Source organism: Clostridium algifaecis, assembly GCF_017874415.1.
Lineage (GTDB): Bacteria > Bacillota > Clostridia > Clostridiales > Clostridiaceae > Clostridium_B > Clostridium_B algifaecis.
This window is the reverse complement of record NZ_JAGGLM010000026.1, coordinates 1-13540: the sequence shown is the minus strand read 5'-3', so window position 1 is coordinate 13540 and position 13540 is coordinate 1. Positions and strand designations below refer to the sequence as shown.

General features: G+C 29.9%; 13 protein-coding genes and 4 tRNA genes. All 17 read left to right on the top strand.

What is annotated here, in order from left to right; genetic code table 11:
* Positions 1 to 39: 39 nt before the first annotated feature.
* On the top strand, positions 40 to 1230 hold the full coding sequence (locus J2Z42_RS12905) for a S1C family serine protease (RefSeq protein ID WP_209703183.1): 1191 nt from the start codon (positions 40 to 42) through the stop codon (positions 1228 to 1230).
* Between the two features lie 194 nt (positions 1231 to 1424).
* Positions 1425 to 1988 (top strand): aminoacyl-tRNA hydrolase, encoded by a 564-nt coding sequence (gene pth / locus J2Z42_RS12900; protein WP_209703182.1) that lies wholly within the window; start codon positions 1425 to 1427, stop codon positions 1986 to 1988.
* Between the two features lie 88 nt (positions 1989 to 2076).
* Positions 2077 to 5616: a transcription-repair coupling factor gene (gene mfd, locus J2Z42_RS12895; RefSeq protein WP_209703181.1), complete on the top strand. Its 3540-nt coding sequence runs from the start codon at positions 2077 to 2079 to the stop codon at positions 5614 to 5616.
* Between the two features lie 145 nt (positions 5617 to 5761).
* Positions 5762 to 6784: a peptidylprolyl isomerase gene (locus J2Z42_RS12890; RefSeq protein ID WP_342590031.1), complete on the top strand. Its 1023-nt coding sequence runs from the start codon at positions 5762 to 5764 to the stop codon at positions 6782 to 6784.
* Positions 6785 to 6932: 148 nt separating this feature from the next.
* Positions 6933 to 7478, top strand: coding sequence for a stage V sporulation protein T (gene spoVT, locus J2Z42_RS12885; RefSeq protein ID WP_209703179.1), 546 nt, complete (start codon positions 6933 to 6935; stop codon positions 7476 to 7478).
* A gap of 196 nt (positions 7479 to 7674) precedes the next feature.
* On the top strand, positions 7675 to 9210 hold the full coding sequence (locus J2Z42_RS12880; protein ID WP_209703178.1) for a putative polysaccharide biosynthesis protein: 1536 nt from the start codon (positions 7675 to 7677) through the stop codon (positions 9208 to 9210).
* Between the two features lie 13 nt (positions 9211 to 9223).
* Entirely contained in the window at positions 9224 to 10669 is a 1446-nt protein-coding gene (yabN, locus tag J2Z42_RS12875; protein WP_209703177.1) for a bifunctional methyltransferase/pyrophosphohydrolase YabN, read from the top strand.
* 50 nt (positions 10670 to 10719) lie between these two features.
* The gene (hbs, locus tag J2Z42_RS12870; RefSeq protein ID WP_209703199.1) at positions 10720 to 11043 is read left to right on the top strand and encodes a non-specific DNA-binding protein Hbs; all 324 of its coding nucleotides are present in this window, start codon (positions 10720 to 10722) and stop codon (positions 11041 to 11043) included.
* Between the two features lie 62 nt (positions 11044 to 11105).
* A complete protein-coding gene (locus J2Z42_RS12865) occupies positions 11106 to 11363 on the top strand; it encodes an RNA-binding S4 domain-containing protein (RefSeq protein ID WP_209703176.1) in 258 nt (85 codons plus the stop codon).
* A gap of 57 nt (positions 11364 to 11420) precedes the next feature.
* A complete protein-coding gene (yabP, locus tag J2Z42_RS12860) occupies positions 11421 to 11711 on the top strand; it encodes a sporulation protein YabP (protein WP_209703175.1) in 291 nt (96 codons plus the stop codon).
* A gap of 49 nt (positions 11712 to 11760) precedes the next feature.
* Positions 11761 to 12159, top strand: coding sequence for a spore cortex biosynthesis protein YabQ (yabQ, locus tag J2Z42_RS12855; RefSeq protein ID WP_209703174.1), 399 nt, complete (start codon positions 11761 to 11763; stop codon positions 12157 to 12159).
* A gap of 126 nt (positions 12160 to 12285) precedes the next feature.
* Positions 12286 to 12558 (top strand): FtsB family cell division protein, encoded by a 273-nt coding sequence (locus tag J2Z42_RS12850; RefSeq protein ID WP_209703173.1) that lies wholly within the window; start codon positions 12286 to 12288, stop codon positions 12556 to 12558.
* A gap of 57 nt (positions 12559 to 12615) precedes the next feature.
* A complete protein-coding gene (locus J2Z42_RS12845) occupies positions 12616 to 13026 on the top strand; it encodes a S1 domain-containing RNA-binding protein (RefSeq protein WP_209703172.1) in 411 nt (136 codons plus the stop codon).
* A gap of 139 nt (positions 13027 to 13165) precedes the next feature.
* Positions 13166 to 13254 (top strand) — tRNA-Leu (locus J2Z42_RS12840).
* A gap of 5 nt (positions 13255 to 13259) precedes the next feature.
* Positions 13260 to 13335 (top strand) — tRNA-Met (locus tag J2Z42_RS12835).
* 13 nt (positions 13336 to 13348) lie between these two features.
* A tRNA-Met gene (locus J2Z42_RS12830) sits at positions 13349 to 13425 on the top strand.
* 25 nt (positions 13426 to 13450) lie between these two features.
* Positions 13451 to 13539 (top strand) — tRNA-Leu (locus J2Z42_RS12825).
* The last annotated feature ends 1 nt before the right edge of the window (position 13540 follow it).

The following is a 13540-nucleotide window of genomic DNA, read 5'->3' as shown; positions in this document are numbered from 1 at the left end:
ATAATAATTTTAATTTCAGAAACTATGAGGTGTGATTTAATGAATGATGATAAAAATCAGAGTGTAAGAGATACAAAATGGGAAAATGTTGGTAACGATGAAGGAAAGATAAAATTTATAAATAGTAAAAAGAAATCTAATATAAAGAAGATAATTAAAATGCTTTCTTTTATATTAATAGCGGCAGTTTCTGGCGGAATATCAGGATGTTATGTAACAAATAAAATAGAATCGAATAGGACTTATACTCAAAATAAACAGACATTAACTAAATCAGGAAAAAATGCAGATGAAACTGATAAGATTGAAAAACAAAACCAAAATTCCGGAAATAATAATTCTATAAATAAAGTAGCAGAATTAGTAGGACCTACAGTAGTAGGCATAAGTAATAAATCACAAGGATATTTTGGTGACGAGGATACAGGAAGTGGTTCAGGTATAATAATAGATTCAAAAGGTTATATAGTTACAAATTATCATGTAATAAAGGATGCTGATAAAGTTACAGTAAAACTTTCGAGTGGAAAAATATTAAATGCTTCTATTCAGGGAGTGGATGAGAGATCAGATCTGGCGGTCATAAAAGTAAGCGCGGATAATCTGCCACAAGCAACATTAGGTGATTCTGCAAAAGTTAAGGTTGGAGATACTGCTATTGCAATAGGTAATCCATTGGGAGAAGAATTTGCAGGATCAGTGACGGCAGGGATAATAAGCGCGCTAAACAGAAAGATAGAGTACAATGGCTCTGTATATAAGGTAATACAGACGGATGCTGCTATAAACCCTGGTAATAGTGGAGGGCCACTTTGCAATAGTAATGGAGAAGTTATCGGAATAAACAGTCTTAAAATGGGAACATCAGAAAATGCGGAAGGTATGGGCTTTGCCATATCAATAAATGAAGCTAAAAGCATAATAAATACACTTATGAATAAAGGTAAAGTTGCAAGACCTTATTTGGGTATATACGGAGAAAGTGTTGCATCAGAGGATAGCAAGATTCATGGTATTTATATTCAGGAAGTTGAAAGAGAAAGTGGTGCAGCCAGGGCGGGTATAAAACCTACTGATATTCTTTTGGAATTTGATGGTAAGAAGGTTCTTCGACTGGATGATGTTCAGGAAATTATAGATTCACATAAAGTTGGAGACAAAGTTAAGTGTAAAATTTTAAGAAATGGGAATACTATAGAAGTAAATGTAGACTTATTGGAAATGCCATAGAAATTATAAAATAGTGTCTTAACTAATAAAATTTACTTTTTACACCTCTTTATTATTTATGATTTTTAGTATAATATATAAATATGTAGAATTAAACTGCTTAATTTAGTTTTAGCTTAGCAATTTATTGTTAAGTTAAGACTTTTATGTATATAATTAACTAAATGATATGATGTTAGATTGGAGTAAAATTAATGTTTTTAATAGTTGGACTAGGCAATATAGGCACTAAATATGAGCATACGAGACATAATGTAGGATTTGATGCTATCGATTTTATAAGTGATCAATATGGTATAAATATTAATAGGCAAAAATTTAAAGGAACTTATGGAGAAGGCATAATAGCAGGTGAAAAGGTTATACTTTTAAAACCCAGCACTTATATGAATTTAAGCGGCGAGAGTGTAAGAGAAATAGTAAATTTTTATAAAATAAGCAATAAAAACATAATAGTTATTCATGATGATATAAGTCTACCACTAGGGAAGCTAAGGATAAGACAAAAGGGAAGTGCAGGAGGACATAATGGAATAAAGAACATAATAAGTAACTTAAATACAGATGAATTTATAAGAATAAAAATAGGGGTTGGACAGCCTAATGTAGATTTAGTATCTTATGTTTTAGGTAAGTTTAACAAAGAAGAGTTTGAACATATACAAAAGGTTTTTAAAGTTGCAAAGGATACAGTTTATTGTATTATAAACGAAAATACAATAGAGGCTATGAACAAGTTTAATGGTTTAAATATATAAAAAATCATATTTTATTGCCGTGAATCCCTGAATAAAGGGGTTAACGGTTGTTGTGCGTTAAATTTTTAAATTTAGAAAGGTTGTTAAAATGAGACTAGACGGACTTATAAAACCTATTAATAGTAGTGTAGAGTTTGATGATATAAGAAATTCAATAGAAAATGAGAAATTCCCAATAGGAGTGTATGGACTTTCTGATTCTGGGCGGAGCTATTTAATTGATGCAGTGCAGCAGGAAGTAGACAAATCTTTTTTAATTGTTACTCATAGTGATGTTGAGGCAAGAAAGTTATATGAAGATTTATCATTTTATGATGTAAAAGTATATTATTTTCCAACTAAAGAAGTGGTTTTTTATAATATAGATGCTATATCGGGTGATTTGAGATGGGAAAGATTAAAAGTAATCAGGCAGATGATAAACAAGGGTAAAAAAATTATAGTAACCTGCATAGAAGCACTGGCGTCTATTTATATACCTGCAGTTTTGTATAAAAAATACACATTTAAATTATCACAGGGGAAAAGTATAGACATAAAAGATTTAAGCCAAAAATTAGTTCAATGTGGATATGAAAGAGTAGACACGATTGATTCTAAAGGACAGTTTTCGATAAGAGGCGGAATAATGGATATATATCCACCAATTTTAGCTCAACCATATAGAGTAGAACTGTTTGGAGATGAAATTGAGTCTATCAGGAATTTTAATATAGAATCACAGCGAAGTATTGAAAAAGTGAAAAGTATAGAAATTTTTCCAGCAAAAGAAATAATATTGGATGACGAACAAATTAAAAATGGTTATAAAAATATAGATGAGGATAGAAAACGTATTATCAGCAAATTAAAAAGCAGCAAAAATAATGATGCCGCAGATAAATTAGAGGACATAATAAATAAGAATCTGGAGTCACTGGAAGAAAATCTAAGCTTTGAAACTATAGATAGTTTTCTCCCGTATTTTTATGATAAACCATCTTTATTTATGGATTATGTAAAGAATTATTTTATAATAATAGATGATGTAAAAAGATGTATTGGCAAATTGGACAGTGTATATTTTGAATTTGAAGAAAATTATAAAAGCTTCCTTCAAAGAGGCAGTGTCTTGCCAAAACAGGCGAAGCTTCTTATAGATAAGGAGCAGGTTATAGATAGTTTAAAAACAAGAAATGTTATTACAATAGATGCAATTGCCAAATCTACACGAGAATTGAAGCCAGAATCAATAGTTAAGTTTTCTCAAATAACGTTAAACAATTATCAAGGCCAAATGGAATTGTTGATTGAAGAAATAAAGGAAAAAAAGTCAAACAATTTTAAAACTTTGATTCTGGCCGGTACGAGACCTAGAGGCGAAAGATTATCAAAAACGCTAAGGGATATGGGTATAGAAAACAGTTATAGGGATGTAATAAATGAAATTCAGCCAGGTGAAGTAGTTATAACATTTGGAAGTCAATTGAATGGTTTTGAGTATCCTGATTTAAAGGTTTGTGTAATATCTGATAAAGAAGTGTTTGGAGTTGCAAAAAAGAAAAAATCCAAAAAAATGCCTAAAAAGGGCATAAATAAAATAAAAAGTTTTGCAGAATTGAAACCTGGAGACTATATAGTCCATGTCAATCATGGTATAGGAATATATAAAGGAATAAAACAGCTTGAAGTGCAGGGACATAAAAAAGATTATCTGGAACTTACATATGATTCTGATGATAAATTATATGTACCTGTTGAACAACTTGATATGGTTCAAAAATATATAGGTAATGAGGGTAATTCACCAAAGATAAATAAATTAGGTGGTTCAGAATGGACTAAAGCCAAGAAAAAGGCAAAAAAATCCATAGAGGAAATAGCAGATGACTTAGTAAAATTATATGCGGTTAGATCTACAGTGAAAGGATACAAATATTCAAAAGATACTGTATGGCAAAAACAATTTGAAGATGAATTTCCATATGAGGAAACTCCAGATCAGTTGTCAACAATACATGATATAAAAGGGGATATGGAATCTAACAAAGTTATGGATAGATTACTTTGCGGCGATGTAGGTTATGGGAAAACCGAGGTAGCTGTAAGAGCAGCGTTCAAGGCTGTTATGGATGGAAAACAAGTGGCATTTTTAGTGCCAACCACTATACTTGCCCAGCAGCATTATACTAATTTTATTAAAAGATTTTCGGATTTTCCTGTAAAAATAGATATGGTAAGTAGGTTTAAAACTCAGGCTGAACAAAAGAAGACTATAAAAGCTTTAAAAAAAGGAGAAGTGGATATACTTATAGGAACTCATAGAATACTACAGAAAGATGTAGAATTTAAAGACCTTGGACTGCTTATAATAGACGAGGAACAGAGATTCGGAGTTACGCACAAGGAAAAAATAAAAAAGATGAGAAAAAATGTAGACGTCCTTACTTTAAGTGCTACCCCTATACCTAGAACGCTGCATATGTCACTTGTAGGTGTAAGAGATATAAGTGTTATAGAAACTCCACCTGAGGAAAGACGTCCGATACAAACTTATGTAGTGGAATATAATGATCAACTGATAAGGGATGCCATATTAAGGGAGATAAATAGAGGCGGACAGATTTATTTTGTATATAATAGAGTTGAAAGTATAGGTAAAATGGCAGCATATATATCAAAACTTGTACCGGAGACGAAAGTGGCAGTTGCCCATGGTCAGATGCAGGAAAGGGAACTTGAAAATGTAATGGTTTCTTTTATGAATAATGAATTTAACGTTTTAGTATGTACTACTATCATAGAAACAGGTATGGATATTCAAAATGTAAATACAATGATAATTTATGATGCAGATAGAATGGGATTATCTCAATTGTATCAACTTAGAGGTAGAGTGGGCAGGACAGACAAGATAGCATATTGCTATTTGACATATAAAAAAGATAAAATTCTTACAGAAGTAGCAGAAAAAAGACTTAAGGCAATTAAGGATTTTACAGAACTAGGTTCCGGATTTAAAATAGCTTTAAAGGATCTTGAAATAAGAGGCGCAGGCAATATGATGGGATCATCACAGCATGGACATATGGCAGCTATAGGATATGATTTATATTGCCAGATGCTTGAAAATACTATCAAACTTGTAAAAGGAGAGATAGATGAAGAACCAATAGAGACTGTAGTAGAATTAAAAGTTGATGCGTATATTCCAGAAAATTATATAACAGATGAGGTGCAGAAGATAGAAATTTATAAAAAGATAGCATCAATAGATTCTTATGATGACATGATGGATATAACAGATGAACTTGAAGATAGATTTTCCAGTATACCAGATTCTGTGCTTAATTTAATGAACATAGCTTATATAAGAAGTATTGGCAAGAAACTTGGTATAGAGGAGATAAAAGAAAAAAAGGATGAAGTAGTATTTTTATTTAAAGGTAAAGAAAAAATAAATCATATCGTTTTAAAAAATATTTTAAAACAATATGGACGAAATATAATTTTGAAGATGGATGACAAACCTGGTTTTGGATATAGAATTAAGGATATAAAAAGAAATGATTTTGTACCAAACATAAAAAATATTATGGAATTCATGATTAAAATACAGGAGGAAGATAACAGTATAAAAGTGGAATAAATAAATTACAATATATGTAAAAAATATGAACAAAAATGGTTTTGTAGTAGATTTATATTTGTGATAAAATTGATTTATATGATTTACAAAAATAAACATGAAAATTCTAAACAATTTTCAGTACATAAAGAGTGGAGGAATATTAGTGAGTAAAGTAAAGAGAATTTTAACTGCTGTTTTTGCAATTACAATGGCATTTTCAATTGCAGGTTGCAGTATGATAGAAAAGACACCGGAAGCTATACAAAAAAGTGCAGTAGCTGTAGTTAATGGCGAAAAAATAACAAGAGAGGATTTAGACAAAGATCCAAATACCATTCAAATTATTCAGCAGGCAAAGCAGCAATATGGTGATGACTACGCAAAGAATGAAGAGGCAGTAAGTGCAATAAAAACTCAGAAAGAGCAAATATTAGACAATATGATAACACAGAAGGTATTAGCTCAGAAAGCTAAAGAACTGAACTTACTTCCAACTGATGCTAAAGTAAAAAGTGATACTGAAACTCAGATAGCTAAACTAAAAAAGCAATCATTTGGAAATGATGAAACTAAGTTTAAAGAAACATTGGCTCAACAAGGATTTACAGAACAATCTTTAAAAGATATGTTTATAACACAAATTAGAAACCAGGAAATACAGGATAATATATCTAAATACCTGGCTAAAGGAATAAAAATAACAGATAAACAAATTGAAGATTATTATAATAAAAATAAAACAAAGTATACTGAAAAACCAGATACAATGCATCTAGAGCATATACTTGTTAAAACTAAAGCAGATGCTGAAAAAGTAAAGAAGAGACTTGAAAATGAAAAATTTTCTGATGTAGCAAAAGATGTTTCTCAAGACACTGCGACTAAAGACAAGGGTGGAGATTTAGGAACTATAACTTATGGTGACTCCAATTATGATGCTCAATTCATGGCAGGAGCTGAGAATTTAAAAAAGGGAGAAATATCAGATCCTATCCAAAGCAGTTTTGGATGGCATATAATAAAATGTATAGATAAAACTGAATATCCAGTTCAAAAGCTTTCAAAAGTAAAAGATAAGATAAAGAGTCAATTAGAAGATACACAGAAAAGTACGAAGTTTTCACAAAAAAGTGATGAATGGAAAAAAGCTGCAAAGATAACTAAAAAAGAAAGTAATATAATGTAACAAAGATTTGATATAGTGAAAATAGCCTTAATTAAAAAAATTAATTAAGGCTATTTTTAATTTTTAATAATTTTAATAACAATTGTGCATAAAATTTCATATTTAGAAAAATAATAATAATACAATTCATAATTAAGGAGGAATTAGCATGAAAGCAACTGGAATTGTTAGGCGTATAGATGATCTGGGCAGAGTTGTTATACCTAAGGAAATAAGGAGAACTCTTAGAATAAGAGAAGGTGATCCGCTTGAAATATTTACAGATAGAGAGGGCGGCGTAATTTTAAAAAAATATTCACCTATTGATGAACTCAGCGAGATTTCAAAAGGTTATGCAGAATCACTTCAACAAACTATTGGTAATATAGTTTTAATATGTGATACTGATAGTATAGTCTCTGTATCAGGTACATCAAAAAAAGAATATGTAGATAAAAAGATAAGTCAGGATCTGGAGGATGTAATTGAGAACAGAAAATTAGCTTTTTTTGAAGGCAAAGAAATAATTGATATATATGATGATGAAGAAGCAGAAGAAAAGTATTCAGCTCAAGTAATATATCCTATTATATCAGGAGGAGATGCAATTGGAGCTGTTATAATAACTTCAAAGGAAGATGTGGAATTTGGTGATGTAGAAGTTAAATTAGCTGCAACTGCAGCATCCTTCTTAGGAAAGCAGATGGAAGAATAAATATAATGGCAGTCTTTACTGCCATTATATTTTTTAATTAAATCCTGCAACATAGAAAATATATCTTTTAAAATTATTGACAATAATATAAAAAATACTCACCAAAAGTAATAATAATTAAAAAAATAAAATAACTATTAAACGTATATATTATTAAAATGCAAGTTCTAATTATAGCAATTCGGGGGTATTTTTTATGATAAAACAGTCGCTTATGAAGGGTACTTTTATTTTAGGTGCAGCAGGTATGATTTGTAAATTTTTAGGATTGTTTTTTAGATGGCCATTGCAAATGCTTATTGGAGATGAAGGAGTCGGCTATTATCAGATGTCATTTCCATTATATATGTTTTTTATAGCTGCGGCTTCAGGAATACCTGTAGCTGTTTCTAAAATGGTATCTGAAAGCTATGCTACAGGAGACTATATAAAAGTAATACAAATACTTAAAAAATCCATATTACTTATGTTTATACTTGGTACTGGATTTACTGCATTAATTTTGGCTTTCTCTAAGCCTATAATAAAATTTTTAAAGTGGGGTGATAAATCCTATTATTCTTTAATAGCCATTGCTTTTGCACCTATGTTTATATCTATAATGAGTGCTTTTAGAGGATTTTTTCAAGGCCTTCAAAACATGAATTATACAGCAATATCCCAAGTAATAGAGCAGATAGGTAGAGTAATTGTAGGAGTTGGACTTGCTTATTTGTTTTTGCCAAAAGGTATAGAATATTCTGCTGGAGGAGCAGCACTTGGAGCGGCAGCAGGTGGATTATTTGGGGGAATATATCTTATTAAAAAGTACTTTAGTATAAGAAAAGAAATAAATGTATATAATCCTCCAGATAATGAAGATGTGTTAAGTACCCTTTTATATATAGCTATTCCTGTATCTATAGGATCTGCAGTAAGTAGTATAATGAGTCTCATAGATTCAGCGATTGTGCCTCAAAAATTATTACAAGCAGGATTTACGTATAAACAAGCAACTATATTATATGGACAACTTACAGGAAAAGCTTTTATACTAATAAATGTTCCACTAACACTTTCAGCAGCTTTATGTGCATCACTAGTGCCTATAATTGCAGAATATAATGTAATGCACAATAGACATGAAGTAATAAATAAAGTAGATTTGGCATTTAAGCTTTCTTTTGTTATAGCACTTCCATGTATGCTTGGACTTTATACTTTAGCTCATCCAGTTTTGGAATTAATATTTCCAGGACAGTCAGCGGGATTTAATATATTGCAGTATTCATCAATTTCTATACCGTTTATAATAATTACTCAAACTACTACAGCTATACTTCAAGGCTCGGGCTGTTATATAAAACCTGTATTAAATTTGGCTGTTGGGTGTATTATAAAAATAGTGATTACACTATGTCTGGTACCTATTCCTTATATAAATATATATGGAGCAATAATTGGAAGTACACTTGCTTATCTGGCAGCTGCATTTTTGAATATTAAATTATTGAAACGTAAATTGGACATTAATATAAATTATTTTCAGACTTTAATAAAACCAGCATTTACTTCAATTTTAATGATAATATCTGTTGTAATTATCTATATAAATGTCTATAATTATACCATGAGTGGTAGGATTGCTTGCTTTTTTGCTATACTTTTAGGAATAGTAATTTATGCTGTATTATTAATTGTATTCAGGATATTTAAGTATAGCTATATAAAAAATAGATTTTTTAAAAAATAAAGGGGAAATGCCCGTGATTAAAGTAATAGGTTTGGGACCAGGGGCTGTGGAGTCAATTACTCTTGGAACCATGAATATATTGAAAAATGCTTCAAGAATATATTTGAGAACTGCGAAACATCCTACAGTAAAATATTTAAAAGATGAAAAAATACAATTTGAAACTTATGATGATATGTATGAAAATGCACAAAATTTTGATGATGTTTATGAAAAAATAGCAGAAGATTTAGTAAATAAAGAGCAGAAATTTAAAAATATAGTATATGCAGTACCAGGTCATCCGCTTGTAGCAGAAAAATCAGTTAAATTACTTATTGAGCTATGTAAAAACAGTTCTATTGATATTGATATAGTTCCGGCAGTAAGTTTTGTAGACGCTATTTTTGAAAGCCTTAAAATAGATATGATACAAGGAATTAAGATTATAGATGCTTTCGATATAAAAACTCAAATCTTAGATAAAAGAACCGGTATCATAATAACACAGGTGTATAACAAGTTTATTGCATCAGATGTAAAACTTCAATTAATGGAGTACTATAAACCTGATATAGATATATATTTTATAAGAGCAGCTGGAGTCAAAGAACTCGAGACAATAAAAAAAATAAAATTATACGAACTTGACAGGCAGGAAGATATAGATTATTTAACTTCTATTTATATACCTAAAAACTCAAATGCTGTATATGATTTTAGAGATTTACTGGATATAGTTGAGAAACTTAGGGGAGAGAATGGTTGTCCGTGGGATAGAGAGCAGAGCCATGAAAGCGTAAAGAGGAATCTTATTGAGGAAAGTTATGAGGCAGTAGAAGCTATAGAGAAGAATAATGATGATGAATTAACAGAAGAACTTGGAGATGTGCTTTTTCAAGTGGTCTTTCATTCACAGATGGGAAAAGAAGAAGGATTTTTTGATATTAATGATGTAACGGATGCAATATGCAAAAAAATGATAGAAAGGCATCCACATGTGTTTGGTAACATTAAAGTAAAAAATTCAAAAGAAGTGCTTCTAAACTGGGATGAAATAAAGAAAAAAGAGCAGGGATTAAAGAGTTATACAGAAGAGCTTGAACATGTTGCAAAAACATTACCAGCTCTTATTAGAGCAGACAAAGTTCAAAAAAAGGCATCTAAAATTGGATTCGATCTGTATAATATTGAGTGTGTCTTAGACAAGATTTTAGAAGAATATAATGAAATAAAAAATGTATATAAAGGCAATGAAAGGGCAAAAATAGTAGAAGAAATAGGAGATTTAATATTTACTACAGTAAATTTTGCCAGATTCCTTGACATTGACCCCGAATTTGCATTAAATTATACTATAGAGAAATTTATAAAAAGATTTGCATATATAGAAAATGAGGCTAGATCTAGAAATATAGACATGAAAAATATGACATTGAAAGAAATGGACTATATCTGGGAAAAGTCTAAAAATAAATAAAAACAGTTTTATATGCAAAAAAAGAAGGATTTTTTAAGTTAATGAAGAATATGCTATATGTTGTGTATAGTGTACCAATTATTAAGGAGGTAAGAAAAGTGAATAAATCAGAATTAATTGCAAGTATATCAGAAAAATCAAAACTAACTAAAAAGGATGCTGAAGCAGCATTAAAAGGGTTTATACAAAGTGTCGAAGAAACACTTGAAAATGGAGATAAAGTTCAGTTGGTTGGGTTTGGAACATTTGAAACAAGAAAGAGAGCTGCAAGAGTTGGAAGAAACCCAAGAACTAAAGAAGAAATAAATATACCGGAGTCCACAGTTCCTGTATTCAAAGCTGGAAAGGAATTTAAAGATAAGGTAAATAAATAAAATATTTTTCAAAGAACCCGGGTGAAAATCTAGGTTCTTTGTTTTAATAAGGGGAGTTTATTGTGAGATTAGATAAATATCTTAAAGTATCTAGAATAATAAAGAGAAGAACTGTAGCTAAAGAAGCGTGTGAAGGCGGTAGAGTGAGTATAAACGGTAAAGTCTGCAAAGCTGGTACTGAAGTAAAAGAAGGAGATATAATAGAAATCAAGTATGCAAACAGTGCACTAAAAGCTAGAATAATAAATATAGATAATCATGTAACTAAAGAAAATGCTAAAAATATGTATGAAATAATTTTAGATAAAGATAATAAATAATAATGTAATATGTGTACCGCTGCCTACATACAATTATTATAGGTGGAGGGATGTATTATGGAAAAAAAGGAGAACAACTTAGATGACAAAAAGAGTTTATTAAGTCTTGAAAATAGAAAGAAATTAGTTATTACAGGAATTGTTGAAGTAATAAGTTTTAATGATGAGCAAATAATATTAAATACAAATTTAGGTACATTAAATATAAAAGGTATATCTCTTAAAATGAATAAATTGGATGTACAGAATGGTCAGGTAATCATCATAGGAACTGTAAACTCTTGTATATATAGTAATAATCATTTAAAGAAAAAGAGAACTGGTATGATTTCAAAAATGTTTAAATGAAATATATTTATATACTTGTAGTATAAGTTAAGAACGAAGGTGATTATTAATGATTATACCAATAAGCATGCAATTTAGGCTCATGATATTTAGCTTTACTGCGGGGATTATAACAGGTATATTATTTGATTTATATAGAATTATAAGAGGTTTTACCAACTTAAATAAATTGGTAGTTTTTATAGAAGACATATTATTTTGGACTTTTGCAGGAATAAGTGTATTTGTATTTTTGTTTTATACTAATTATGCTTATACAGATGTATATGTGTATTTATGGATAGCACTTGGTATATATATGTATTTTAAATTATTAAGTAAAATATTTTTTAACATGGAGAAGATTATATTTAAGTCAATGGGAAGGTTGAATAGAATGCTTATAAATACTATTATGTATCCATTTTATTATTTTAAATCAAAAAAAAGAAAAAATCGTAAAAAATAGCTTGAATAAAATTGAAAATCAAATTAAAATATAATTGAATGTATTTTAAATAAATGGTATAGTTTATAAGATAGCACAAATTATAAGCATATGGAGTATAATATATTAAGAGAATTGGTGATATTAATGAAATTTAGAATTAAACCTAAAAATATATTTGTTATTTTAATAGCTGCATACGTATGCTATATATTTGTAAATCAACAAATAACTATGCGAAATATAAATCAGCAGATAAATGATAAGCATGCAGAAGAACAGAAATTAAAAGAAAAAAACATAAAATTACAGGATGAAGTTAAAATGTCTACATCAGATATGTACATTGAGAAATTGGCTAGAGAAAAGTTAGGTTTTATTAAGCAAGGTGAAACTCCTGTAATAAACGTTAAAAATTAATACTTAGTTTATAAATTTTATTTATATATAATATTTTTAAGGAGGAATCTTTTTAATATGACCTTAAAGGCAGGAAGCATACTAGAAGGTACAGTAGTTAATATAACTAATTTTGGAGCTTTTGTTGAAGTTGACGGTAAAACTGGATTGGTGCATATATCTGAAATATCGGATACCTATGTTAAAAACATAAGAGATTATCTTAAGGAAAAAGATAAAGTAAATGTAAAAGTAATTTCGATTGATGATAATGGAAAAATAAGTTTATCAATTAAGCAGGCTAAATCTAATAAAAAGACTGCTAGACCTATGGAAATAGATTGGCAGAAAGAGCAAAACAAACAAGAACAGGGAAATTTTGAAGATAGGTTATCTAAATTTTTAAAAGAAAGTGAAGAAAGATTTCAAGATATTAAAAAACATCAAGACTCAAAAGGTAGAGGATATAAGAAATCTTCTAATTATTAATACTTGTTTGTAAGAGGCTTTATAGCCTCTTTATATATTTTGATCAAAATTAAAAAAATAGTTGACAGTATGTGTTTTATGATATATAATAATTTATGTTGCTGAGTTGAAGCAATGCAAGTATAACGATTATGATGATGCTGGAGTGGCGGAACTGGCAGACGCACAGGACTTAAAATCCTGCGGGCTTTAAAACCCGTACCGGTTCGATTCCGGTCTTCAGCACCAAATATCGCGGGGTGGAGCAGTTGGTAGCTCGTCGGGCTCATAACCCGAAGGTCGCAGGTTCAAGTCCTGCCTCCGCAACCATGTTTTTTAATGTGGCGGAATAGCTCAGATGGCTAGAGCATTCGGTTCATACCCGAAGTGTCGTAGGTTCGATTCCTATTTCCGCTACCATTTTTTTTATTTCTTTAAATATGATGCTGGAGTGGCGGAACTGGCAGACGCACAGGACTTAAAATCCTGCGGGCTTTAAAACCCGTACCGGTTCGATTCCGGTCTTCAGCACCAA

What these genes read in the sequence shown, in the direction of transcription:
- J2Z42_RS12905 (WP_209703183.1), top strand. Translation starts at nt 40, where the DNA reads ATGAATGATGATAAAAATCAGAGTGTAAGAGATACAAAATGGGAAAAT.
- pth (WP_209703182.1), top strand. Translation starts at nt 1,425, where the DNA reads ATGTTTTTAATAGTTGGACTAGGCAATATAGGCACTAAATATGAGCAT.
- mfd (WP_209703181.1), top strand. Translation starts at nt 2,077, where the DNA reads ATGAGACTAGACGGACTTATAAAACCTATTAATAGTAGTGTAGAGTTT.
- spoVT (WP_209703179.1), top strand. Translation starts at nt 6,933, where the DNA reads ATGAAAGCAACTGGAATTGTTAGGCGTATAGATGATCTGGGCAGAGTT.
- J2Z42_RS12880 (WP_209703178.1), top strand. Translation starts at nt 7,675, where the DNA reads ATGATAAAACAGTCGCTTATGAAGGGTACTTTTATTTTAGGTGCAGCA.
- hbs (WP_209703199.1), top strand. Translation starts at nt 10,720, where the DNA reads ATGCTATATGTTGTGTATAGTGTACCAATTATTAAGGAGGTAAGAAAA.
- yabP (WP_209703175.1), top strand. Translation starts at nt 11,421, where the DNA reads ATGGAAAAAAAGGAGAACAACTTAGATGACAAAAAGAGTTTATTAAGT.
- yabQ (WP_209703174.1), top strand. Translation starts at nt 11,761, where the DNA reads ATGATTATACCAATAAGCATGCAATTTAGGCTCATGATATTTAGCTTT.
- J2Z42_RS12850 (WP_209703173.1), top strand. Translation starts at nt 12,286, where the DNA reads ATGAAATTTAGAATTAAACCTAAAAATATATTTGTTATTTTAATAGCT.
- J2Z42_RS12845 (WP_209703172.1), top strand. Translation starts at nt 12,616, where the DNA reads ATGACCTTAAAGGCAGGAAGCATACTAGAAGGTACAGTAGTTAATATA.